General features: G+C 69.5%; 19 protein-coding genes. 4 read left to right on the top strand and 15 right to left on the bottom strand.

From position 1 onward, the window contains the following. Window positions 1-3: 3 nt before the first annotated feature. The 3 genes from ACT535_RS06365 to ACT535_RS06355 form a co-directional block, all read right to left on the bottom strand. On the bottom strand, window positions 4-3,135 hold the full coding sequence (locus ACT535_RS06365) for an efflux RND transporter permease subunit (RefSeq protein ID WP_476363725.1): 3,132 nt from the start codon (window positions 3,133-3,135) through the stop codon (window positions 4-6). Beyond that, complete coding sequence (locus ACT535_RS06360) at window positions 3,135-4,379, bottom strand: efflux RND transporter periplasmic adaptor subunit (protein WP_476363724.1); 1,245 nt, start codon at window positions 4,377-4,379, stop codon at window positions 3,135-3,137. The genes ACT535_RS06365 and ACT535_RS06360 overlap by 1 nt, the downstream gene beginning before the upstream one ends. A 101-nt stretch (window positions 4,380-4,480) precedes the next feature. After that, on the bottom strand, window positions 4,481-5,131 hold the full coding sequence (locus ACT535_RS06355; protein ID WP_476363723.1) for a TetR/AcrR family transcriptional regulator: 651 nt from the start codon (window positions 5,129-5,131) through the stop codon (window positions 4,481-4,483). 189 nt (window positions 5,132-5,320) lie between these two features. Here ACT535_RS06355 and ACT535_RS06350 point away from each other — a divergent pair, with 189 nt between their 5' ends. Further along, on the top strand, window positions 5,321-5,815 hold the full coding sequence (locus ACT535_RS06350; protein WP_476363722.1) for a DUF3574 domain-containing protein: 495 nt from the start codon (window positions 5,321-5,323) through the stop codon (window positions 5,813-5,815). A gap of 118 nt (window positions 5,816-5,933) precedes the next feature. Further along, a complete protein-coding gene (locus ACT535_RS06345; RefSeq protein ID WP_476363721.1) occupies window positions 5,934-6,647 on the top strand; it encodes a sulfate transporter family protein in 714 nt (237 codons plus the stop codon). Between the two features lie 178 nt (window positions 6,648-6,825). On the opposite strand, the gene ACT535_RS06340 is transcribed toward ACT535_RS06345, so the two are convergent. The 4 genes from ACT535_RS06340 to ACT535_RS06325 all read right to left on the bottom strand — a co-directional run bounded on the left by ACT535_RS06340 (window position 6,826) and on the right by ACT535_RS06325 (window position 12,882). Continuing rightward, on the bottom strand, window positions 6,826-8,172 hold the full coding sequence (locus ACT535_RS06340) for an ABC1 kinase family protein (RefSeq protein WP_476363720.1): 1,347 nt from the start codon (window positions 8,170-8,172) through the stop codon (window positions 6,826-6,828). 30 nt (window positions 8,173-8,202) lie between these two features. After that, window positions 8,203-8,700, bottom strand: a complete 498-nt coding sequence (locus ACT535_RS06335; RefSeq protein WP_476363719.1) for a DUF6790 family protein — start codon at window positions 8,698-8,700, stop codon at window positions 8,203-8,205. A 37-nt stretch (window positions 8,701-8,737) separates the two neighbouring features. Continuing rightward, window positions 8,738-10,324, bottom strand: coding sequence for a serine hydrolase (locus ACT535_RS06330; protein WP_476363718.1), 1,587 nt, complete (start codon window positions 10,322-10,324; stop codon window positions 8,738-8,740). Between the two features lie 245 nt (window positions 10,325-10,569). Further along, on the bottom strand, window positions 10,570-12,882 hold the full coding sequence (locus ACT535_RS06325; protein WP_210254635.1) for an ATP-binding protein: 2,313 nt from the start codon (window positions 12,880-12,882) through the stop codon (window positions 10,570-10,572). A 531-nt stretch (window positions 12,883-13,413) separates the two neighbouring features. Between ACT535_RS06325 and aroB the strand changes: the two genes are divergently transcribed. Then, window positions 13,414-15,204: a 3-dehydroquinate synthase gene (gene aroB, locus ACT535_RS06320; protein WP_476363717.1), complete on the top strand. Its 1,791-nt coding sequence runs from the start codon at window positions 13,414-13,416 to the stop codon at window positions 15,202-15,204. Between the two features lie 401 nt (window positions 15,205-15,605). Here the strand turns inward: aroB and ACT535_RS06315 are convergent, their stop codons facing one another. The 3 genes from ACT535_RS06315 to trxA form a co-directional block, all read right to left on the bottom strand. Then, entirely contained in the window at window positions 15,606-16,829 is a 1,224-nt protein-coding gene (locus ACT535_RS06315; RefSeq protein WP_476363716.1) for an NAD(P)/FAD-dependent oxidoreductase, read from the bottom strand. Between the two features lie 55 nt (window positions 16,830-16,884). After that, window positions 16,885-17,223 carry a Rieske 2Fe-2S domain-containing protein gene (locus tag ACT535_RS06310; RefSeq protein WP_476363715.1) on the bottom strand — a complete coding sequence of 113 codons (339 nt, stop codon included), beginning with the start codon at window positions 17,221-17,223 and terminating at the stop codon, window positions 16,885-16,887. A gap of 90 nt (window positions 17,224-17,313) precedes the next feature. Continuing rightward, window positions 17,314-17,787, bottom strand: a complete 474-nt coding sequence (gene trxA, locus ACT535_RS06305) for a thioredoxin (protein WP_476363714.1) — start codon at window positions 17,785-17,787, stop codon at window positions 17,314-17,316. Window positions 17,788-17,948: 161 nt separating this feature from the next. On the opposite strand from trxA, the gene ACT535_RS06300 reads away from it, so the two are divergent. Continuing rightward, a complete protein-coding gene (locus ACT535_RS06300) occupies window positions 17,949-18,248 on the top strand; it encodes a putative quinol monooxygenase (RefSeq protein WP_476363713.1) in 300 nt (99 codons plus the stop codon). A 78-nt stretch (window positions 18,249-18,326) separates the two neighbouring features. Here the strand turns inward: ACT535_RS06300 and ACT535_RS06295 are convergent, their stop codons facing one another. From ACT535_RS06295 to ACT535_RS06275, 5 genes are all read right to left on the bottom strand, one after another. Then, on the bottom strand, window positions 18,327-19,157 hold the full coding sequence (locus ACT535_RS06295) for an ABC transporter ATP-binding protein (RefSeq protein WP_476363712.1): 831 nt from the start codon (window positions 19,155-19,157) through the stop codon (window positions 18,327-18,329). Next, on the bottom strand, window positions 19,154-20,170 hold the full coding sequence (locus ACT535_RS06290) for an ABC transporter substrate-binding protein (protein WP_476323397.1): 1,017 nt from the start codon (window positions 20,168-20,170) through the stop codon (window positions 19,154-19,156). The genes ACT535_RS06295 and ACT535_RS06290 overlap by 4 nt, the downstream gene beginning before the upstream one ends. Window positions 20,171-20,382: 212 nt before the next feature. Beyond that, the gene (locus ACT535_RS06285) at window positions 20,383-21,207 is read right to left on the bottom strand and encodes an ABC transporter permease (protein ID WP_476323394.1); all 825 of its coding nucleotides are present in this window, start codon (window positions 21,205-21,207) and stop codon (window positions 20,383-20,385) included. Window positions 21,208-21,218: 11 nt separating this feature from the next. Beyond that, complete coding sequence (locus ACT535_RS06280) at window positions 21,219-22,058, bottom strand: fumarylacetoacetate hydrolase family protein (RefSeq protein ID WP_476363711.1); 840 nt, start codon at window positions 22,056-22,058, stop codon at window positions 21,219-21,221. Beyond that, the gene (locus tag ACT535_RS06275) at window positions 22,055-22,819 is read right to left on the bottom strand and encodes a hypothetical protein (protein WP_476363710.1); all 765 of its coding nucleotides are present in this window, start codon (window positions 22,817-22,819) and stop codon (window positions 22,055-22,057) included. Before ACT535_RS06275 ends, ACT535_RS06280 begins: the two co-directional genes overlap by 4 nt. Window positions 22,820-22,825: the final 6 nt, after the last annotated feature.

The raw sequence follows: 22,825 nt of genomic DNA, 5'->3' as shown, positions 1-22,825 counted from the left end.
GGGCTATTCGCCGGCCGGATGGTGCAGGCCCGGCGGGATTCCGTGGCCCTCCGGCTCGTCCTTGCCGCCGATGAAGCGGCCGAAGATACGACCGAGGAAGTGGCTCAAATCGTCCATCACCGTGAACACCGCCGGCACGAACACCAGCGACAGCACGGTGGAGGTGATGAGGCCGCCGATGACCGCGATGGCCATGGGCGCGCGGAAGGCGCCGCCTTCGCCCAGCGCCATGGCCGAAGGCACCATGCCGGCCACCATGGCGATGGTGGTCATGACGATGGGCTGCGCGCGCTTGCGGCCGGCCTCGATGAGGGCGGTGAAGCGGTCGACGCCCTGGTGCATGGACTCGATGGCGAAGTCCACCAGCAGGATGGCGTTCTTCGTCACGATGCCCATCAGCATCAGGAAGCCGATGACCACCGGCATGGACACCGAATTGCCGGTGATGAGCAGTGCGATGAAGGCGCCGCCCACGCTCAGCGGCAGCGAGACGAGGATGGTGATGGGCTGCAGGATGTCGTGGAACAGCAGCACCAGCACCGCGAGCACCAGCATCAGGCCCGCCGCCATGGCCATGGCGAAGCCGGAGAACACCTCGGCCATGATCTCGGCGTCGCCGGCCTCCTTCAGCGTCACGCCGGCCGGCAGGTTCTGCGCCGCGGGCAGGGCCTTCACCTTGGCGAGGGCGTCGCCCAGCGGCGTGTCGCCCACGAGGTCGGCTTCCACTGCCACGCGGCGGGCGCGGTCGTAGCGGTCGAGGGCGGTCGGGCCCTTGCCGAACTGGATGTCCGCCACGGCGGAGAGCGGCACCGCGCCGCCCGACGCCGTGGGCACCTTGAGCGCGTCGAAGGTGGAGAGCCGGGTCCGCGCGTTCTCGGCGAGCTGCACGCGGATGTCGATCTGCCGATCCTTGGCGGAGAACTTGGCGAGGTTGGCGGAGATGTCGCCGATGGTGGCGATGCGCACCGTCTCGGCGATGGTGTCCACCGAGACGCCCAGCTCCGCCGCCTCGTCCAGCTTGGGCACGATGCGGATTTCCGGCCGGTCGAGGGCGGCGGAGGAGACCACGTTGGCGAGTTCGGGCACGTCGGCGCGCACCGCCTTCTCCACCGCCACCGCGGCCTCGGCCACGGCCGCGCCGTCGCTGCCGGAGAGGATCACCTGGAAGCCGCGCTGGGTGTTCTGACCGTTCTGGCTCCACGAGACGCGCAGGTCCGGCATGGCCGCCAGCGTCTTCGAGAACTGGGTCTCGAAGGTCTTCTGGTCGATCTTGCGCTCGCTGCGGGGCTTCAAATTGATGACGATCTGCGCCTTGCGCACCTCGCCGGAGGTGAGCGCGAGGCCGCCCGAGCCGCCGGTGCCGGCGGTGGCATAGACGCTCTTCACCTCGGGCAGGCTGAGGGCCGCGCGGGCAATCTCGTCGGACACCTTCTGCGTCTCTCCGATGGTGCTGCCGGGCGGCAACTCCACCGAGAGGAGGGCGCGGGAGATGTCGTTGGTGGGCAGGAAGCCGGAGGGCAGCAGCGTGGACAGCCAGATGGAGCCGGCGAAGATGGCGATGCCCATCCCGATGGTCGCGAAGCGGTGCTTCACCGACCACGAGAGCAGACGCACGTAGCCCCGCATCACGGCGCCGTCGCGGCCCTCGCGGTGGCCGGTATCCTTCATGAAATAGGCTGCGACCAAGGGCGTGATGAGCCGCGCCACGGCCAGCGAGAACAGCACCGCGATGGCGACCGTCAGGCCGAATTGCTTGAAGTACTGTCCCGCGATGCCGCCCATGAAGGACACGGGCGCGAACACCGCGGCGATGGTGAGGGTGGTCGCCACCACCGCGAGGCCGATTTCGTCCGCCGCCTCGATGGCCGCGCGATAGGGCGATTTGCCCATGCGCATGTGGCGGACGATGTTCTCGATCTCCACGATGGCGTCGTCCACCAGGATGCCGGTGACGAGGGTAATCGCCAGCAGGCTCACCGCATTCAGCGAGAAGCCCAGCATGTCCATGACCCAGAAGGTAGGCAGGATGGAGAGCGGGATGGCGAGCGCGGTGATGAGGGTGGCGCGGATGTCGCGCAGGAACAGGAACACCACGATGACCGCGAGGATGGCGCCCTCGATCAGCGTGTGCATGGCGCTCTGGTAGTCCGACTTGGTGAAGCGGACCGTGGTGTCGATCTCGGTGATGGAGACGTCGGGATGGGCGGCGCGCAACTTGGCGAGTTCCTCGGTCACGCGGTCATAGACCGTCACGTCCGAGAAGCCCTTGGCGCGGTAGACGCCGAAGGCCACCACGCTCTTGCCGTCGAGCCGGGCGAACACGCGCTGCTCGGCCGCGCCATCCACCACGGAGCCAAGCTCGCCGAGCCGCACCGAGCGCCCGTTGGAGAGCACGATGCGGGTGTCGGCCAGCGCTTCCACCGAGGAGGCGCCGGCCAGCGTGCGGATGGGCTGCTCCTGCGTGCCCACCTCGCCCCGGCCGCCGGAGACGTCGAGATTGGTGGCGCGCAATTGCCGGCTCACCTCGGCCGCGGTGATGCCCAGCGACATCAGCCGGTCGGGATCGAGCGCGATGCGGATTTCACGGTCTACGCCGCCCTGCCGCTTCACCTGCGCCACGCCGCGCACGCCCTGCAGGGCGCGGGCGAGGGTGTCGTCGATGAACCAGCTCACCTGCTCCGTCGTCATGTTCGGCGCGGAGACCGCGTAGGTGACGATGGGCAGGCCTTCGATGTCGATGCGCTGGATCTGCGGCTCGTCGATTGAGCGGGGCAGGTCCATGCGGATCTTTGTGATGGCATCGCGCGTGTCGTTCACGGCGCGGTCCACGAGCGTTTCCAGGTGGAATTCCACCAGCGTCACGCTTGCCCCCTCGCTGATGGAGGACGTGATGTGCTTGACGCCGGAGATGCCGGCGATGGCGTTCTCCACCTTCTTCGTCACCTGCGTCTCCAGCTCGCTCGGGGCGGCGCCGGACTGGGTGACGGTGACCATGACGATGGGCAGGTCGATGTTCGGCATCTGCGTCACCGGGAGTTCCCGGAAATGCACGATGCCGAGCGCCGTCAGGATGAAGAAGAAGACGAGGGCGGGGACGGGCTTGCGGATCGCCCAGGCGGAGACGTTGAGAGCCATCAGCGCGCCTCGCCGAGGGAGAGTTGCGAGCGCACCGGTGTCACCCGGTCGCCGTCGCGCAGGAAGCTGCCGGCCCGCGCCACCACGTCGGCGTCGGCGGAAAGCCCCTCGGTGACGAGGATGCGGCCCTCCTTCTTCAGGCCGGGCGTGATGCGCTGGATGCCGACGATGCCGTCCGTGACGGTGAGCACATAGGCGCCCTCCGCATCGAACATCACGGCGGACTGGGGCAGGCTGAGGCCCTTCACCTCGCCGAGAGCGATCACCGCGCGTCCGTAGGCGCCGGACTTCAGGCGCGGGTCGTCGGGCAGAGCGATCTTCACCTTGCCGAGGCGCGACGCGCGGTCTACCTCGGCGGAGACGAGGCGGACCTTGCCGCCGAGGGGCTCCTCGAAGCCGGCGGGCACGACCTGGGCGGAAAGCCCGTCCTTCATGCGCGGCATGGAGCCTTCCGGCACGTCGGCGTCGAGATCCATGGCGCCGTCCTCGGCGATGCGGAACAAGGGCGCGGCGCGGGTGGATAGCGCGATGGCGCCGAGCTTCGCCTCGCGCGACAGCACGAGGCCGGCGGCGGGGGCGCGCACGTCGGTGCGCTTCAGCTTCACCTCCAGCTCGTCGCGCTGCGCCTTCACGAACACCGCCTCCGCCTGGGCGGCGATGAGCGTCTCGCGGGCGGCCATGACCTGGGCGGTGGCGACCTTCGCCGCGCGCTCGCGCTGCTCCAGCTGCTCCTGGGAGGAGGTGCCGGTCTTGCTGAGCTGGCGGGTGCGCTCCACGGCGGAGGTGGCTTCGGTCTCCTGCGCGATGGCCTGGTCGAGGGCCGCCTGCTGCTGGGCGATGGCGGCGCGGGCCTTGGCAGCGGAGGCGGTGTTCTGGGCGAGCTGGGTCTCCAGCACATCGCGCGAGAGGCGGGCCAGCACCTGGCCCTTCTCGACCCGGTCGCCGGCCTCCACCAGGATCTCGACCAAGCGGTAGCCCTCGATTTCCGGCCCCACTTCGATCTCCTCGCGCGGCTTGATGGAGCCGGTGACGAGCAGCGTGTCGGCCATAGCGTCCGGCCGCGGCTTCACCACCGTCACCGACAGGGCCGACGCACGGGCGGCCTCGGCTGCCTTCGCGGGCTCGGCCGCGATCGCTGGCGGCGCGAGGAGGGCGCCGGCGGCGAGGACGAGCGAGGCCGAGATGGCGAGGCGGGAGGCCGCAGAGGGGGCGGGACGGAGCGCCGGGCGGACGGACGCGGACATGGTGGAAAGAACCTCGTTCCGAAGGAGCGCGGGACCGTGCGGTTCAACCGCGGCATTCCCGTGACGTAAGGCGATGGAGATGCAGTTCTTGATTGTGCGTGTCATTCCGGCACCGCTTTCGGTTGGGCCGGGGCCAGCATGCGGCGGACCATGGCCTCGATGGCCGGCATCCGCGCTTCCAGCTTCCATTCGGGATGAAGCTGGTGATGCAGGATTACGCCGTCGCCGATGAGCTGGATCACGATGCAGATCGTCTCGAGGTCGAGGGCCGGATCGATCTCGCCCTGCTTGACCGCCGTGGTGAGCGCCTCGGCCAGCAGGACGCTCGTCTCCGCCTCGCACGCGGCCATGGTGTTGCGCAGGTCGTCGTTGCGGATCGCCTCGGCCATGATCTCCGGCCCGAGCCGCGCCGTCGCCATGTTGCGCCCGCTCAGCAACTCGCCGAGGCAGGCCGCCAGCGCACCGAGCACGGACGGCGCCTGCGTAATCATGTCGAACATGGCGAGCCGTTCGGACCGCTCGCCTTCCACGATGGCGGCGATGATGGATTCCTTGGAAGGGAAATAGCGGTAGAGCGCCCCGGGGCTCATCCCCGCCTCGGCGCAGATCTTCTGCATGGACGCGCCGTGGAAGCCGTCCCGGCCGAAGCACACCATGGCGGCATCGAGGATGCGCTTGCGCTGCTCCTGCTTGTAATCGGGCCGGGGGGCGGCGGCCTCGCGGAGCGCAGTCTCTGGCAAAGGGCGTGACATCTGGGCGGATCGGCACCTTGGAGCGAACGAGAGCGAATGTTCGTTCGCAATAGTCCAGCCGCGTCCCCGATGCAAGAGTGAACGTTCGTTCGCGCCTTGGCCGCCCGGCGTCTCGAAGCACCGGACGGTCGCGCTTGCGGTCGGGCGCCGGGCCGCCAATCCTCGGGTCCTCGCGGAGCCTCGATTCCCATGCCGCTTCCGACTTTACGTCCGACCTCGCTTGCCATGCCCCTTGCCACCGAACGCCGCCAAGCGTGGCGATGCGCCGCGCTCCTGCTGGGCTGTCTTCTCCTGCCCCTGGCCGCTGCCCGCGCCGAGGAGTCCACCCCCGCGACGCTCCAGCCCGGCATGAGCGTGGTGATGATCGAGACCAAGCTGCTCTTCGGCCTCGCCAGTGCCGACGGCAGCGGGGTGAGCGAGCAGGAATGGGAGGGCTTCCTCGCCAAGGAGGTGACGCCCCGCTTCCCGGACGGCCTCACCGTCGTCGCCGCCTACGGGCAGGTGAAGGGCGAGGCCCACGGCACGGCGCAGGTGGTGCGCGAGGGCATGCGCCTCGTGCTCATCTATCACCCGGACACGCCGGAGGCGGCGGCCAAGCTGGCCGAAATCCGCAAGCTCTATTCCGAGCGCTTCCACCAGTGGGGCGTTCTGCAGGTGACGAACGCGGTGCGCGTCACGCTGTGATGGTGGTGCATCGCTCAGGCGCCGCGCGGGCTTGATCTTGCCTTCCGCACTTGAGCCGGAGGGCCGCACACCCTACCTCTCGCCTGCGCCTGAAGGTCCGCGCTCACCGGGAACGATCATGCTCGCCGCCGCCATCCTCGCCCTGCGACAGACCTTCTCGCCGCTGCTGCGCGGCGTGCTCCTGAAATCCATGGGGCTGGCGCTGGCGCTGCTCGTGGCCCTCGCGGTGGGGCTGGAGGCGGCGCTGACGCACTTCGTCGAGATCACGTCCTATCCGTGGATCGAGACCACGCTCGCCGTCATCGCGGGGCTGGGGCTGGTGTTCGGCGTGGTCTATCTGATGCCGGCGGTGTCCTCGCTGGTGGCCGGCCTCTTCCTCGACGACGTGGCCGAGCGGGTGGAGACCGCGACCTATCCAAACGATCCGCCCGGCCAGCCGCAGCCGTTCCTGCGCGCGCTGCTCTATTCCCTGCGCTTCTTCGGGCTGGTGCTGCTGGTGAACCTCGCGGCCCTGCTGTTGCTGCTGGTGCCGGGGGTGAACGTCATCATCTTCTATGTGGCCAACGCCTATCTCATCAGCCGGGAATATTTCGAGCTGGCCGCCATGCGCTATCGCTCGCCGGAAGAGGCGCGGGCGCTGAGACGGGCGAACGGGGTGACGGTGTTCGTGGCGGGCCTGCTGATTGCGCCCATCCTGTTCGTGCCGGTGCTCAACCTCATCCTGCCGGTGTTCGGCACCGCCTTCATGGTCCACCTCCACCGCCGCCTCGCCCCCCTGCCGGCCGCGCGCGGCGCGGATGGGGCGCTGGTGATCGAGGGGCGGGCGGGATAGCGGTTGCGTCCCCGGCCGACCGGAGCGTGAGCGGAGGGAGAGCCGGGGTCCTGCGCAAGGGTGCGCCGAAGGCGGCTCAAGCGGGGATGCGACGGGCATGCCCGGCTTCGCCGCCGTCTCTCCTGGGTCCCGGATCGGCGCTCCACCTGCGGTGTCGCTGGTCCGGGACGCGATAGGCCTAGAGCCCCGCCACCTTCAGCCCCTCCGCCTGCCGCGCAGCGACGCCCTCGGCGGAGAAGTCGGCGATGGCATCTTCGAACAGGCGGTGGAAGTTGAGTTCCGCCTTCAGATGCAGGAACACGCCGCCGAGGCCGATGGCGGCGCGGTCCATGAACACGAACTCGCGCGGCACCGTCACCGGCCCCAGCTGCTTCAGCGCGGTGTGGACGGTGAACGCCTCCCTGCGCCCATAGGCGGCGGGCGAGACCCCGTCGGCGATGGTGCGTACCCGGTCGTCCATGAGCGGGCCGTAGATGAAGCGCGCCCAGATGTTCAGAACGTCGATCAATTCGCGCTTCAGCCCCTTGAAGCCCCACGTCTCGTAGGCATGAACCACCCGCGCGTCGTCGCCCGCCATCAGGCCGCGATAGAGGTCCACCACGCCGGCCACGAAGCGCGGCGGGAAGATGCGGATGCAGCCATAGTCGAGCAGGTTGATGCCCGCCGGGCGGCCCTCCACCGAGAAGACCGTGTAGTTGCCGAGGTGGGGATCGCCATGGATCACCCCGAAGCGCGAGAAGGGCTGCCACCAGGCGGCGAACATGGCTTCGGCGAGCGCATTGCGCTCGGCCAGCGGATGGTCGGTGAAGCCGAGGATCTTCTCGCCGTCCAGCCAGTCCATGGTGAGGAGCCGGCCGGTGGAGAGATCGGGGTGGACACCGGGCACGCGGACCTTGGGCTCGTCCTTCAGGATATGGGCATAGAGCGCGGCGTGCTTCGCCTCGCGGCGATAGTCCAGCTCCTCGCGCACCCGCTCGCCGATCTCGCGGGCGATCTCGCGGGTGTCGATGGCGCCGTCCATGCGGCGGTGGATGGAGAAGAGCACGTCGAGCTGGGCGAGGTCCGCCTCCACGGCGGCCTGCATGTCCGGATACTGGAGCTTGCAGGCGACGCGGGCGCCTTCCAGCGTCACCGCCTTGTGCACCTGCCCGAGGGAGGCGGCGGCGGAGGGGGCGTGCTCGAAACTCGCGAACCTCTGCTCCCAGTCGCGGCCCAGCTCGGCCATCATGCGGCGGCGGACGAAGGCCCAGCCCATGGGCGGGGCATCGCTCTGCAGCTTCTGAAGCTCGGCGGCATATTCGGGGGGCAGCACGTCCGGAATGGTGGCCATGAGCTGCGCCACCTTCATCAGCGGCCCTTTCAGCCCGCCGAGGGCGGAGGCGAGGGCGGCTGCATTGTTGCCGTCGCGGTCGAGCCCCATGAGGCGGGCGCCGGCGATGCGCGCGGCGACGCCGCCCACATTGGCGCCCACCCGGGCATAGCGCGCGGCGCGCGCGGAGAAGCGGTTTCTTTCCTCGTCCACCATGCCCGTCCAGGCGCTCCAGCTTGTCCCGTCCTACGGGCGCGCGGCCCGGTCGGATCGGTAGGTCAGGGCGAGGAGGATGACCAGCAAAAGCGGCGTGAGGAGGTCCGTATAGAGAATGGGACCGGCATTGCCTGCGGCCAAATTGCCGGTCTTGCCGATCTGGATGATGTGGTTGATGCCTGCCCCGCCGAGAAAGCCGGCCATCATCACCGCCACGGCAGCGCGGAAGCCCCAGTCGCGCCAGGAGGCGGCGATGAGGCCCGCGAGCCCCATGCCGAGATTGGCGAGGCCCACCTCGGTCTGGAACGGGCTTGTCGCCCAGCCGATGGACGCGGCGGACTGCGCCGGGAACACGAGATGTCCCAGCGCCCCCCAAAGCCCCATGAGCCCCACGGGGAAGAGGTTCAGGTAGCGCAGCAGCGCCCGCGCGAGATCGAGCGGCCGGCGCGGCGCCGGCTGGCGGGCGAAGGAAAGCGCCGACAAAAGGAGGACCGCCGCATAGGCGATGAGCGGAACCCAGAAGACCATGGCGCTCTCCCTGTCAGCCCGTCACTTGCGGGCGCGATCATTTGCGCGCAAACGTGCCGAGCCCGTTGTCGTTGAAGATCTCCACCGTCATCCGCCCATCGGCGAAGGTCACCTGCGAGACCGTGCCCGGCGCGTAGGCCTCCTCGCCCTCGGGTGCGAAGGTGAAGGTGTCGCCGCTCCAGGGCGCGAGGCCGTAGCGGCGGGGCAGGGGGCCGACGATGAGCACCAGCCGGCCGGTTTCCTCCACCACCGTCGCGTCGCCGAAATAGGCATTGCCATAGGTGCCGGTATAGCTGGCGAGGGGCTGCGGCGGCACCGCCCGCTCCGGCCGCACCTTGCCGGCCAGCGCGCCGGCCGGCTTGTACATGGGCGAAATGAGCGGCTGATAGGCGGCATACCAGTCCCGCGTCAGCCCGCCGAACTGCACGATGTCCATGAAGCTCATGGCCAGCGCCTCGGGCGCGCCGGTGGGCTGGGCGTTGGTGAGCACCACGATGCCGAGCTTCTCCGAGGGCAGCAGCACGAAATTCGTCGCCGCGCCGAGGATGAAGGCGCCGGAATGGTCGAGCGTCACCCGCCCGGCCGGGGAGACGCCGGCGCTAAAGCCATAGCCATAGGTGCCGGGGCGGGCATCGACCGCATAGGCGGGAGACGAGATGGTCTCGCCCCGCATGGCCGGCAGCAGGGCGGCAGCGGGGACGATCTCGCGGCCCTCAAACGTGCCGTTGCCGAGCACGAAGGTGAGCCATTTCCCCATGTCCCGCGCCGAGGACGAAACGCCGCCCGCCGGCGACTGGGCGTCCGGGTCGCGCTGGTATTTGGGCACGAAGCGGTCGTCGATCTTCGCATGGGGGATGGCGCGGTTGGGGCGGGCCATGAAATCGGCGAAGCGCGAGGAGGTCGCGGCCATACCGAGGGGCTTGTAGAGCGCCTCGGCCGAGAGGTCCGCCCAGTCCTTGCCCGCCGCCGTGGCGACGCCCTCGGCGGCGGCGGTGAGGCCGAAATTGGTATAGGCATAGCTGGCGCGGAACGGCGCCAGCGGCAGCAGCTTCAGCCGCTCCAGCACCTGGCAGCGGTCGAAGCCCATGCTCTCCAGCTCGTCGCCCGCATGGTCCGGCAGGCCGGAGCGGTGGCTGTAGAGATCGGCAAGGGTGACGTGATCGGTCACCCACGGATCGTTCAGGGCGAACCACGGCAGCAGGGTGCGCGCCGGCGTCTCCCACTTCACGCGCCCCTTGCCCACCTCATGCGCCACCACGCCCGCGCCCACCGCCTTGGACAAAGAGGCCAGCTGGAACACGGTGTCCGCATCGATGGGCGCCGCCTCGCCCGCCTTGCGCACGCCATAGCCCTTGAGCGCCAGCACCTTGCCATCCTGCACCACCACCACGGCGAGGCCGGGCACGCCGGAACGCGCCATCATCTCCTGCGCCAGAGAGTCGATCTCCTTCACCGCCCGCGCGATCTGGCCGGGCGGGATGGACACGCCGGACGTCTGCGGCGGCGGCTTCGAGCCGTCGATGGGATCGTGGGCGAGGGCGGGGAGGGGCGCGGTCGCGAGGAGGGCGGCGAGGGCGAGCAGGGGGCGGGCGAGCAAGAGACGGGCGAGGCTGTGCGGCGTCATCGTGGGCGGCCTCCGGTGGCGGGCATCGTGCCGTGCGCCCGCACACGACAGGCTTAATGGCTGGGCGCCGTCGCGCGCAAGGGCAGGGTGCCATTGCGGCGGCACCGGGCGGGGGTTAGCGACCAATCCGGGCAGCCCTCTGGCCCCAAAGTGGATCGCCCGCACAAGGCGGGCGATGACGGCGAATTGGGGGAGAAAGAGCGGGCGCGAGGCAGGTGTCTGAGGCAGGAGGGCTCCCACCCCTCTCACATCACCGCCGCGAGCCTCGGCGTCTCGTTCGAATTCGCCGCGCGGCCGTCCAGGGGGAGGCGGACGAAGACGGTGGTGCCGGAGCCTTCGATGGAGCGGATGCGCATGGCGCCGCCGTGCAGCTCCACCAGCGACTTGGCGATGGCGAGGCCGAGGCCGGAGCCCTTGTGGGTCTTGGTGAACTGGCTCTCCACCTGCTCGAACGGCCGGCCGATACGGGCAAGCGCGCCCTTGGCGATGCCGATGCCCGTGTCCTCGATGGCGATCACCGCCGCCGCCCCGTTCACCCGCGCTTTCACCGCGATGCGGCCGCCCTCGGGGGTGAACTTCACGGCGTTGGAGAGGAGGTTGAGCAAAATCTGCTTCAGCGCGCGGCGGTCGCCCTTGATGACGAGGTTGTCCGCGGCCTCCATGGTCATGGCCACGCCCTTCTCGTCGCCGTTCACCGCGGTGACGCGCATGGCGTCGGCGATCAGTTCGCCGAGGGCCACGTTCTCCACCTCAAGCTGCATGCGGCCCGCCTCGATCTTCGACATGTCGAGGATGTCGTTGATGACGTCGAGGAGGTAGGTGCCCGAGCCCTTGATGTCCGAGCAGTATTCCGCGTACTTCGCCGAGCCGAGCGGGCCGAACATGCCGCTCTCCATGATCTCCGAGAAGCCGATGATGGCATTGAGCGGCGTACGCAGCTCGTGGGACATGTTGGCGAGGAACTCGCTCTTGGCGCGGTTGGCGTCCTCGGCCTTGTTCCGCTCTTCCGAATATTTCTCCGCGAGTTCGGCGAGCTGCTGGGCCTGGTGCTCCAGGGTCTGCTGGGATTTGCGCAGGTCCGCGACCAGCGCCATCAGGCGCTTCTCGTTGTCCATGAGGCGCTCTTCGTGGCGCTTCATGGTGGTGATGTCGGTACCCACCGAGACGTAGCCGCCATCCTTGGTGCGGCGCTCGGCGATCTTCAGCCAGCGGCCGTTGGAGAGCTGCGCCTCGAACGCGCGGGAGCCTTCCTCCGGCTTGTCCTCCGGCTTCAGGGGCGTGCGCGTCACCGGGTGGCGGCCGACGGAGGCGATGGTGTCGAAGGGCGTGCCGGCGACGATGGTCTCGTCGGGCAGCTCATGCAGCGACTGGAACTTGGAATTGCACAGCACGAGGCGGTTCTGGCTGTCCCACAGCACGAAGGCCTCGGAAATGCTCTCGATGGCGTCGCGCAGGCGCATGTCGGCGGTGACGGTGCGTTCCGCCATGCGCTGCGCCTCGGTCACGTCCATGGCGATGCCGATGAGGTGGGGGCCATCCTCGCCCGCCTGCTGCACCACTTCGGCGCGCATGCGCAGCCACACGAAGTCGCCCTTGGCGGTGCGCATGCGGAACACCCGGTCCACCGGGGTGCCGGGCCGCTCGGCGAGTTCCTGCGCCAGCTCGTAGAGGTCGCCGTCGTCGGGATGCACGAGACGGGAGATCTCGCCGAAGGAGACGAGTTCGTCCCGGTGCTCCAGCCCGAGGATCTCGAACATGGTGTCGGACCAGTACATGCGCCCGCGGGCCATGTCCCAGTCCCACATGCCGCAGCGGCCGCGGTTGAGCGCCGTGTCGATGCGCCGGCGCACCGTCTCGTAGATCACGTCCGCTTCGCGCGCCCGGCTCGCCTGCCAGTGGAAGGAGAAGCCGAGGATGAGCAGCACCGCGCCGGTGGTGGTGAACAGCGTCACCGTGAGCGTCGTGGTGTCCGACCAGGAGGCCAGCGCCTGCTCGGTAGGCTGGAGATAGACGATCTGGCCCAGCGGCGCCTGCAGGTTGCGCACGGTGGCGAGGGCGGTGCCCTTGCCGTAGGGCACTTCGAGCACGCCCGCCCGCTCGGCGAAGATGACGAGGGGCTGGGAAGGATCGAGGATGTCGGAGAGATTGGCCGGCGCTTCCCCTTGCGGAGCGGAGGCGACGACGTGGCCCTGCCCATCGGTGACGAACACCCGCCGCCCGCCCTCGGTGGCGCGGGGGGGCAGGCTCTCGGCCAGCGCCCCGGGCACCTTGGCGAGCGCATTGCCCGCGCGCAGCGTCAGCGCATCGGCGGTGGCGAGGGCGAGAAGGGCGATGTCGTCCTTGGCGTTGTTCAGCTCGGCGACGCGATGGGCGTGCACCTGCACGACCGCGCCGACGCCGATCACGCCGAGGAAGGTGACGATGAGGGCCGGGACGATCCGGCGCAGGACCGGCTCCGCATCCAGCAGGCGCTGGTAGGCAGGGCGCGCGATCGACCTTGCCAGGCCCCGCATGGCTTGGTCGCGCGCGCCGACGCTCGCAGCGTTGGCGCGTGCCATCGCCGGTCTCCTCCGGGTCTCCGGGGGCACCGGACGGCCTAAGTCCCACGCCCCCACGTCCTCGATCTGGAGGGACGTGCCGCATCTCTCCGAATCATGGCCATTGGAATCGAATCGGGGGGCTGTTGTCTAGAGTCCGCGTGAGTCAAGAGGCATAAAACTGCGGCCACGCCTCGGTTTGTGATGGGCGGAAAGCCTTGCGGCGGTAGGGCGGAAGGGGGGCTGCGCCCATTTCTCCCTGGACGACCCTCGCGCCCCGGACGCATGCAACGAAGTGGAATGCGAGCCGGGGCCCAGCGTAATAGGCCGCCAAAGGCGCTTCCACGCCTCGCGGCTCCGGGTTTTGTCCGCGTCGCGGGAGCTTTGCGCTGGACCCCGGATCGGCGCTCCACCTGCGGTGTCGCTTGTCCCGGGCACGGGAGCCCCCTCATTGCCGGCTCGCCTTGCGGATGCTAGAGCCGCAGGGCTCGGCCAGCGGCGCACATCCCGTGGCCCGCCATCACCCCGAGAGCCGCGAACGAGGACCCGCCGGTGCAATCGCAGAAGTTCCCCGAGCCCCGCACCGGCGAGACCGAGACGGCGGCGCCGCTCTCCTCCGCCGAGGTGCTGAAACGGCTCGGCCGGCGCTCCATCGTGCTGGTGGGCATGCCGGGGGCCGGCAAGTCCTCCGTGGGACGGCGGCTGGCCAAGCGGCTGGGGCTCACCTTCGTCGATGCCGACGAGGAGATCGAGCGCGCCGCCTGCATGAGCATCCCGGAAATCTTCGCCCGCCACGGCGAGGCCGAGTTCCGCGAGGGCGAGAAGCGCGTCGTCGCCCGCCTGCTGCACTCCGGCCCGTGCGTGCTCGCCACCGGCGGCGGCGCCTTCATGAATGCGGAGACCCGCGCGGCGGTGGGCCGCCAGGGCGTCTCCGTCTGGCTGCGGGCCGATCTCAACACCCTTTTGCGGCGCGTGAAGAAGCGCACCGACCGCCCCCTCCTCGCCCAGGGCGACCCGGCGCAGAAGCTCGCCGCGCTGCACGCCCAGCGGGCCGACACCTATGCCCTCGCCGACGTGACCGTGGACAGCCGCGACGTGGTCCACGAACTGGTGGTGGAAGAGGTGATCGGCGCCGTCCACGCCCATCTCCTCGCCCATCCCGAAGGCAACGCCATGGCGCCCCTCTCCTCCGCCACCGCCATCTCCGCCGAGGCCGAAGGCCTGCCCATGGGCGAGATCACCCGCAGCACCGTGCGCGTGGACGTGGCCGGCAAGCCCTATGACATCTATATCGGCCCCGGCCTCTTGGCCGAGGCCGGCACCCATGTGACGGCGCTGCGCAAGGGCGCGCGCGTCGCTATCGTCACCGACGAGAACGTGGTGGCCGCCGGCCATCTCGCCACCGTCGCCGCCTCGCTGGATGCCGCCGGAATCCCCCACACCGCCATCGTCGTGCCGCCCGGAGAGAAAACCAAGGGCTGGCCGGGGCTGGAGCAGGTGGTGGAGGGGCTGATCGCCGCCCGCATCGAGCGCCGCGACCTCGTGCTGGCGCTGGGCGGTGGCGTGGTGGGCGACCTCGCGGGCTTTGCCGCCGCCGTGCTGCGCCGGGGCGTGGACGTGGTGCAGGCGCCGACGACGCTGCTCAGCCAGGTCGATTCCTCCGTGGGCGGCAAGACCGGCATCAACTCGCCCCAGGGCAAGAACCTCATCGGCGCGTTCCACCAGCCGGTTCTGGTGCTGGCCGACACCGCGGCGCTCAACACCTTGCCCACACGCGAGGTGAAGGCCGGCTATGCGGAAGTGGTGAAATACGGCCTCCTCGGCGACTACGCGCTGTTCGAGACCCTGGAGCGCGACTGGCCGGGCGTGATCGGCGGCGGGCAGGAGCGCATCACGGCGGTGGCCGCGAGCTGCATGGCCAAGGCCGCCATCGTCGCCCGCGACGAGAAGGAGACCGGCGACCGGGCGCTCCTCAACCTCGGCCACACCTTCGGCCACGCTTTGGAGGCCGGCGCCGGCTTTTCCCAGCGCCTGCTCCACGGTGAGGGCGTTTCCATCGGCATGGCGCTCGCCTTCGCCTTCTCCGCGAAGCTCGGCCTGTGCTCGGGGCAGGACGTGACGCGGGTGGTGCGGCATCTGGAGGCCGTGGGCCTGCCGACCCGGATTTCCGACGTGCCCGGCGAACTGCCCGATACCGACGGGCTGATGGACCTCATCGCCCAGGACAAGAAGGTGAGCCGCGGCGCGCTGACCTTCATCCTCGTGCGTGGCATCGGCGAAGCCTTCATCGCCAAGGACGTGAACCCGCAAGAGGTCCGCGCCTTCCTCGCCGAGATGCGGTGAGCTGTTCCCCGGACAAGCGACGGCGCAGCCGGAGCGCTGATCCGGGGGCCAGCGCAGGAGTGCCGCGTAGCGGGGCAATGCCTTAGAGCTGTTGGTGGGCGGAAGCGCCTTCGGCGGTCTATTGCGCTGGGCCCCGGCTCGCATTCCGCTGCGCTGCATGCGTCCGGGGCGCGAGAGGGCGCCTCGTCCGAATAGCCGTTCCTCCGCTCACGACCGTCATGCCCGGGCTTGTCCCGGGCAATCCGCCGTTGCACCAACGTCGCCCTCCGGCTCGACCGGAGGGTCCATCCGTCCGCGGGCTCCAGCCTCCCCCCATCCTGGCGGGTGGCGACATGGGTCCTCCGATCAAGTCGGAGGACGACGGCCGTTTGAGGGGAGGGAAGGCCTTGCCACCTTCTCCTTCACTTCGCCGCCGGACGCGCCTGCAGCACCGGGGCGGCGGCGGCGAACAGGGCCTCCTTCGTCGCCGGCACGGGCGGGTAGATGCGGCTGCAATTGATGGTCTGCTTCACCGTCTTGGCTTCGGCGCCGGAGGCCACCAGCGTCGCGCGGTCCCAGCCTGAGGTGTAGACCGCGCCCTCCGGCCCGAGGTCCATCACCGTCACATAGTCTGGCGCGGAGAAGGCGACGCGCTCCTGAAACCGGCCGGCGAGGTCGCACACCGCATTGTGGCCGGCGAGGCGGCCCATGGGGCGGGCGTGCTGGCAGGACATGACGGTGACGTGGCCGAGATCGTCCGCCGCCGCCACCGCGCAGTCGCCCGCCGCATAGACATCGGCGACGCCCTCTACCTTGAGGAAAGCATCCACGGCCACCCGGCCCAGCCGGTCCAGCGGCACCCCGAGCTGGCTGGCGAGGGGGCTCGCGCGAGCGCCGGTGGTGAAGAGCACCGTGCGGGCGGGGATGGACGTGCCATCCGCGAGCCGCACGCCATCCGCCTCCACGGCCGCGATGCCGGAATGGTTGCGCACCTCCACGCCGCACGCCGCGAGGGCGGCACGCACGGTCGCCTTGCCCGCGCCCATGGCGGCGCCGATCTCGTGGCGATCCACCAGAACCACGCGCACGGGTGCGCCGTCTCCCAGAAGCGCGCGCAGCCGCCCCGGCAATTCGCAGGCGATCTCCACCCCCGCCAGACCGCCGCCGATGACGACGGCCGTCCCAGCCGCCGCATCGCGCGGGCCGGAGGCGAGGGTGCGAAGATGGGCGGCGAGGTGCTCGGCCCCGGCATAGCTGTCCACGTCGAAGGTGGGCTGCGCGCGGGGAATGTCCGGCATCGTAAGGGCGCTGCCGGCGGCGAGGATCAGCCGGTCGTAGACGAGCGTGCCGGCCTCGGTGGCGAGGCTGCGGGCGGCGGGAGCGATGGTCGTCACCGCCGCCTCGATGCGCGTCACGCCCATGGGGGCGAGAAGATCGTCCAGCGGCAGGCGGATGGCGGCGAGGTCGTCCTCGTAGCAGCGCACGCGGATGGTGTGGAACGGGTCCGGCGCCACGAGGGCGATGTCCAGCGCGGCGGGTGTGAGGCCGAACAGCTCCCGCGCTCGCGCCGCCGCGGCAGCGGCCCACAGGCCGGCGAAGCCGCCTCCCACCACGATGATGCGCCGTTTCCCTGCGTCTTGTGTCATTGCCGGAGCCTCCCGGCCCCAGCATAGGGCAGGCGGCGCGGGTCGGCGACGGAGATCAGGCCGGGGCGCGGGCGGGCTTCACGGGGCCGACGTCCACCTGGATCTCGTCGCCTTCGATCTTGATCTCATACGGGTGCAGCGCATTGCGCACGAGGTGGGTGGAGCATTTGCCGGTGGCGCAGTCGAAGCCCCACATGTGGTGCGTGCACATGAGGGTCTTGCCGTCGAAGGTGGCCTCGGTCAGCGGCATGTCGGCATGGGGGCAGCGCCCGCGATAGGCCTTGATCTCCCCGCCCGTGGGCCACACCAGCAGCACGCTCTTCTTGCCGACCTGGAAGAGGCCCATGGCGCCCTCGGCAAGGGCGTCCTTGTTGCAGATGACGGTGAAGGCCATGGCGCGCGCGTCCTGTCCGGTGAAGCTCCGGCAGGGGTATCGCAAGATCAGGGCCAGCCCGGAACCGCTCCAATTGTCGGAAAGCCGACGCTATTTCGCCTCCTCCGCGCGGGAGAGGGCATCATAGAGCCAGCGCCTGAGGTCGCCCGCGAACATGGCACCGGCTGCCCGGGCGACCTCGCTGCGATTGGCGATGAAGCTCAGGGTGGGAATGGAGCTGATGCGGAAATAGTCGGCCAGCTCCCGCTCCTTGTCGGTGTCCACCTTGGCGAAGCGCACGTGGGGCTCGAACTCCGCCGCAAGAGCCTCGAACACCGGCGCCATGGTCTTGCAGGGGCCGCACCAGTCCGCCCAGAAGTCGATGACGAGGGGCAGGTCGCTTTCGGACGTGTGGGCGGTGAAGCTCTCGGCGGTGAGCGTCATGGGCTTGCCGGGGAAGAGCGGACCGCCGCAGGCCGGGCAGGAGAGGGTGCGAGCATCCGTACCGGCCGGAACGGGCGTCACCGCATGGCAGGCGGGGCAGGCGATGGTCCGCAGGCGGGTGGCTGTGTCGGCTTCGGTCATCACGGCTCCTCGGGGCGCGGGCGTCGGACCGGGCCGAGCAAGAACGGGGCCGGGCAAGGACGGGGCCGGGCAAGAACGGAGCCAGGGAAAGGGATGCGTCGCGCAAGGATGGCGCTATGGTGGCGCCGGCCGCACCGGGCGGCCGTTCCGGGAGCAGAAGAATGAGCGCAGCGCCCCTCACCGTCATCGCCATCATCACCGCGAAGGAGGGGCAGGAGAGCGCCCTGCGCGCGCTTCAGGAAAAGCTGGTGACAGAGACCCGCGCGGAAGACGGCTGCCTGCGCTACGAGCTGAACCAGTCGCTGGACGACGGGCGCATCCTGATCTTCGTCGAGATCTGGGAGACGGAGGCCAAGTGGCGCGCGCATATCGATGGCGCCGCGCTGGCCAACTTCGCCGCGGCGGGCGGCGCCGCGCTGATTGCCGACAAGGTGATCCACCGCATGGTGCAAGTGGCCTGAGACGGTGGCCTGAGACGGTGGCCTGACGCACAAGCGCCCGCCGTGGGGCGGGCGCCGTTTCTCGCCGGGCTCGATCGGTCAGTGATCCAGATCGCCCTGCGCGAAGAAGTGCTTGCGGATCTCCTGCGTGTAGCGGACGAACCGGGGCTCGCCCATCACAGTGAGGTCGCGCGGGCGGGGCAGGTCGATGTCGTAGATGGCCTCGATGCTGCCCGGCCGGCTGGACATGACCACCACCCGGTCAGCGAGGAACACCGCCTCCGGGATGGAGTGGGTGATGAGCAGCACGGTCTTGCGCGTCTCGTACCAGATGCGCTGCAGCTCGGCGTTCATCTTCTCCCGCGTCATGGCGTCGAGGGCGCCGAAGGGCTCGTCCATGAGCAGCACTTCGGGATCATGCACCAGCGCCCGGCAGATGGCGGCGCGCTGCTGCATGCCGCCGGATAGTTCCCAGGGGAAGCGCTCCTCGAAGCCGTCGAGGCCGGCGGTGTGGAGGAGGCGCGCGGCCGCCTCGCGATAGGCGCTGACGGGCCGCCCGCGCATCTCCACCTGCAGCAGCACGTTGTCGCGCACCGTGCGCCACGGCAGCAGCACCGGGCTCTGGAACACCATGCCCACGCCGTCCGGCGGCTGCGTCACCTTCACGCCGCCGATGGTGATGCTGCCGCTGGTGGCCGGCAGCAGCCCGGCGACCAGCTTGAGCAGCGTGCTCTTCCCGCAGCCCGAGGGGCCAACGATGGCCACGAACTCGCCCTTCGAGATGTTGAGATCGATGGGCTTGAGCGAGGGCACCAAACCGCCCCGCGTCTTGTAGGTCTTGGTGAGGCCGGCGATGGCGATATGGCTGCCGGCGGCCTCGGCGCGGGGCGCGGGAGGGCGGGTGTCGATCCTGTGCAGAACAGCGGTCACGGAAGGAACTCCAGCGTGAAGTAATCCTGCGCCTTGCTGCGCGCGGAGGGGTCGAGGCCGCCGTACTGGGTGAGGATGTCGAGGCTCTCGTCCATCAGCGCCGGGTTCATGCGGAAGGGGCGCGTGCTCTTGTCGTCGGAGGCGCGGTAGAGCGCCTGCGAATATTGCAGGCTGCGCAACTGCGCGTCCGGCAGGCCGATCTTGGGATAGGCCTCCATGAGGATGTCGATGGCGGCCTTGGGGTTCTTCTCCGCCTCTTCCACCGCGCGGGTGGTGGCGCGCATGAAGCGCTTCACCATGTCGGCGCGCTTGGCGAGGGTGTCATTGTTGGCGACGATGCCGAGGGAGACGAGGTTCACCCCCGCATCGGTGTAGCGCAGCATGGTCACCGGCTTGTTCATGATGTCCGGCAGGCGCGCGCCCTGCTCGGTGGTGAAGCCGATGAGGCCGTCGGCCTGGTTGTTCACCACGGCGTTGAGTTTGGCCTGCGCATCCGCCGCCACCATCTTCACCGCGCCCTCGGGGATGCCGAGCTTCTTGAGATACAGCGGCCAGATGGGGGTCACGGCATCGCCGGGCGTGAACATGATGGTCTTGCCGGGCAGGTCCTTGGCGCCGTTGATCTTGCCCTCGGGGGCAACCACCGCACCGGGGGTGCGCTGGAGCAGCACGCCGATGGTCTTCACCGGCGCGCCTTTCGCCACCGCCTTGATCATCACGCCGATGTCGGCGAGGCCGAAGGTGGCCGTGCCGGCGCCCACCGCCTGGATGGTCACCGCCGAGCCGCGGCCTTCCTGGATGTCGAGGTCGATGCCTTCTTCCGCGTAATAGCCCTTCTTGAGGCCGAGGATGAAGGGCGCGTGCTCGCCATAGACGTACCAGTTGAGCATCAGCACCGCCTTGTCCGGCGTCTTGCCCGCTTGTGCAGCGGCGGGCAGCGCGGATGCGGCGGCAAGGCCGAGCGCGAGGGCGCCGGATAACAGGTGCGTGGCGAATAGTCTCCGCGAGATCATGGTTTCCTCCACCGGTTTTTCTGGTTTTGCTTTGGTTCTTGTTGCTTTGCTCTGATCGGGACGTCGTGGTTCGGCACTTCCTTCTCTGCCGCGTCATCCCCCGCCTTGTGCGGGGGATCCACGGAGGGGCCGGGCTGGCATTCCGGCCTGAGACACCCGCCCTGGGGCGGGGTGGATGCCCCGGACGCGCCGGGGCATGACGGTGCGCGCCCTCACGCCCCGCCGTTGGGGTCCGGGCGGCGCGAGGCGTGCCAGGGGATGAGGAAATGCTCGATGGCGTCGAGCGCCATGAACAGGATCACCCCCATCATGGAGAGCACGAACAGCGCGGCGAACATGAGCGGCAGGTCGAAATTGCCGTTCGCCACCTGCAGCACGTAGCCGATGCCGGAGTTGGAGCCGACGAACTCGCCCACCACCGCGCCCACCACGGCGAGCGTGATGGCGACCTTCAGCCCCGCGAAGATGCCGGGCAGCGCGTGGGGCAGGCGGATGCGGATGAAGGTCCGCAGGCCCCCGGCGCGCATGGAGCGGGCTAGGTCGATCATCTCCTTGTCCACGCTCTTGAAGGCGAGCACGGTGGAGACCACCACCGGGAACACCCCGAGCAGGAAGGCGGAGATGATCTTCGGCAGCACGCCGAAGCCGAACCACACCACGAACAAAGGCGCCACCGCGATCTTCGGCACCGACTGGGAGAAGACGAGGAGCGGATAGAGATAGCTCTCCACCGTCTTCGATGAGGCGATCAGCATGGCCAGCGGAATGCCCACCAGCGCGCTCAGGGCAAAGCCACCCAGCGTGGCGTAGAGGGTTGGCATCGTCTCGCGCAGCAGCATGGGCCACTGGGCGATGACCTGTTCGATCACCAAAGTCGGCGCCGGGATGAGATAGGGCGGGATGCGCAGCAGGCGCACCGCGAGGTCCCACCCCACCAGGATCACCGCGACGAGGATGAGCGGGCGGATCGCCTCCATGCTCATGAGCTTGGAGAGCACGTTGGCCCGCTGGGTCTGGACGAGAAGGGTGTCTGTCATGGCAGGCCTCCTCAGACCACGGATTGACGCTGCTCGCCGAGGCGGGCGATGCCGAGGCGCACCTCCTGCCCGCGGGCGAGATAGACCTGCGGCCTCAGCCCCAGCCCCACCCCCGCCGGCGTGCCGGTGATGATGAGGTCGCCCGGCTCCAGCGTCATGAAGCGGCTGACGTAGGAGACGATCTCCGCCACCTTGAAGATCATGTCGCCGGTGGAGCTGTTCTGGCGCATCTCGCCATCCACCGAGCACCAGAGGTCCAGCGCCTGCGGGTCGCCCACCTCGTCCGCCGTCACCAGCCAGGGGCCGAGGGGACAGAAGGTGTCGTGGCTCTTGCCCTTGGTCCACTGCCCGCCATGCTCCAGCTGGTGGGCGCGCTCGGACACGTCATGGGCGATGCAGTAGCCGAACACATGGTCCAGCGCGTCCGCCTCGGAGACCTTCCGCGCGGTCTTGCCGATGACCACGCCCAGCTCGACCTCCCAGTCGGTCTTCTCGGACCCCTCCGGCAGGCGGATGGCATCATAGGGGCCGCAGAGCGAGGTGGTGGCCTTCATGAAGAGGATGGGCTCTTCGGGAATGGGCAGGCCGCATTCGCGGGCGTGGTCGTGGTAATTCAGGCCAACGCCGACGATCTTGCCGATGCCGGCGAGCGGTGCTGCGAGGCGCACCTCGCCGGGCACGCGGGGCAGGGCGAGCGGGTCCAGCCCCTGCAAACCGGCGAGGCGGGCGGGATCGGCGATGAAGGCGGCGTCGATGTCCGGCACGATGCCGGTGAGGTCGCGCACCGAGCCGTCGGCGGCGAGGAGGCCGGGCCGCTCGGCGCCGGCCGCGCCATGGCGCAGGAGCTTCATGGGGTGAGCCTTTCGGGAATGCGGGTGTCTGCCGGGGTTTCGGTCTGCGCGGCGGCGGGCCTGCGCAGCTGGGCGGACTGGATGCGGTTTTCCAGCCAGTAGAGGCCGGGATTGATCTCGGAGGCGCCATCCCCCAGCAGGGCGTCGAGCCGGCGCCCGGCCGCCTCCGCCTGATCGCGGTCGAGCGCCTCGATGGTGAAGAGATATTGCTGGCGCCCTGGCCCGCCGGAATAGATGCGGCGCTCGGCCGTCATGATGCCGGAGATGGCTTCGTCCACCTCATAGAGGCCGCCGGAGAGCGTGCCGGAGGTGTCCTCCGCCACCGCTGCGCGGACCATCTCCACCAGCGTCGCGGCGTCGGCCTTATGGTCGAAGCGGCGTTGCAGGATGTAGGGGGCATAGCCCCCCGCATACCCAACTCGGCAATGGTTGCGGTAGAGCGAGCGCACCGGATTGCGGAAGTGGGTGAGGGCTTCGCTGGTCCAGGGCGTGGGCCGGTTCAGCGCGGCGAGATAGGCCGGGCTGCCCAGCACCTCGGGGCCGTCCGTGACATAGCACATGAAGAAGCGCGGACTGCCGTGGACGGCGCGATAGCGCCGCCCCTCAATGAAGCCGGGAATCCCCACCCGCTCCGGCATGTGCTCGCAATTGTGCCATTCCTGATAGCGGAGTTCGTACTCCGCATCGATGTCGGCCCAGAAGCCCATAAAGCCAAGGGCAGGGGAGGGCGCAGGGGAGGGGTGGGGCTCTTCGCTTTCCATGGCGGC

The sequence above is a fragment of the Xanthobacter sp. DMC12 genome (assembly GCF_056314105.1).
This window is presented reverse-complemented; position numbering and strand designations above follow the sequence as displayed.

What these genes read in the sequence shown, in the direction of transcription:
- trxA (WP_476363714.1), bottom strand. Translation starts at nt 17,787, where the DNA reads ATGACCGAAGCCGACACAGCCACCCGCCTGCGGACCATCGCCTGCCCC.
- ACT535_RS06365 (WP_476363725.1), bottom strand. Translation starts at nt 3,135, where the DNA reads ATGGCTCTCAACGTCTCCGCCTGGGCGATCCGCAAGCCCGTCCCCGCC.
- ACT535_RS06275 (WP_476363710.1), bottom strand. Translation starts at nt 22,819, where the DNA reads ATGGAAAGCGAAGAGCCCCACCCCTCCCCTGCGCCCTCCCCTGCCCTT.
- ACT535_RS06310 (WP_476363715.1), bottom strand. Translation starts at nt 17,223, where the DNA reads ATGGCCTTCACCGTCATCTGCAACAAGGACGCCCTTGCCGAGGGCGCC.
- ACT535_RS06335 (WP_476363719.1), bottom strand. Translation starts at nt 8,700, where the DNA reads ATGGTCTTCTGGGTTCCGCTCATCGCCTATGCGGCGGTCCTCCTTTTG.
- ACT535_RS06325 (WP_210254635.1), bottom strand. Translation starts at nt 12,882, where the DNA reads ATGGCACGCGCCAACGCTGCGAGCGTCGGCGCGCGCGACCAAGCCATG.
- ACT535_RS06315 (WP_476363716.1), bottom strand. Translation starts at nt 16,829, where the DNA reads ATGACACAAGACGCAGGGAAACGGCGCATCATCGTGGTGGGAGGCGGC.
- ACT535_RS06285 (WP_476323394.1), bottom strand. Translation starts at nt 21,207, where the DNA reads ATGACAGACACCCTTCTCGTCCAGACCCAGCGGGCCAACGTGCTCTCC.
- ACT535_RS06340 (WP_476363720.1), bottom strand. Translation starts at nt 8,172, where the DNA reads ATGGTGGACGAGGAAAGAAACCGCTTCTCCGCGCGCGCCGCGCGCTAT.
- ACT535_RS06350 (WP_476363722.1), top strand. Translation starts at nt 5,321, where the DNA reads ATGCCGCTTCCGACTTTACGTCCGACCTCGCTTGCCATGCCCCTTGCC.
- ACT535_RS06330 (WP_476363718.1), bottom strand. Translation starts at nt 10,324, where the DNA reads ATGACGCCGCACAGCCTCGCCCGTCTCTTGCTCGCCCGCCCCCTGCTC.
- ACT535_RS06345 (WP_476363721.1), top strand. Translation starts at nt 5,934, where the DNA reads ATGCTCGCCGCCGCCATCCTCGCCCTGCGACAGACCTTCTCGCCGCTG.
- ACT535_RS06290 (WP_476323397.1), bottom strand. Translation starts at nt 20,170, where the DNA reads ATGATCTCGCGGAGACTATTCGCCACGCACCTGTTATCCGGCGCCCTC.
- ACT535_RS06360 (WP_476363724.1), bottom strand. Translation starts at nt 4,379, where the DNA reads ATGTCCGCGTCCGTCCGCCCGGCGCTCCGTCCCGCCCCCTCTGCGGCC.
- ACT535_RS06355 (WP_476363723.1), bottom strand. Translation starts at nt 5,131, where the DNA reads ATGTCACGCCCTTTGCCAGAGACTGCGCTCCGCGAGGCCGCCGCCCCC.
- ACT535_RS06280 (WP_476363711.1), bottom strand. Translation starts at nt 22,058, where the DNA reads ATGAAGCTCCTGCGCCATGGCGCGGCCGGCGCCGAGCGGCCCGGCCTC.
- ACT535_RS06300 (WP_476363713.1), top strand. Translation starts at nt 17,949, where the DNA reads ATGAGCGCAGCGCCCCTCACCGTCATCGCCATCATCACCGCGAAGGAG.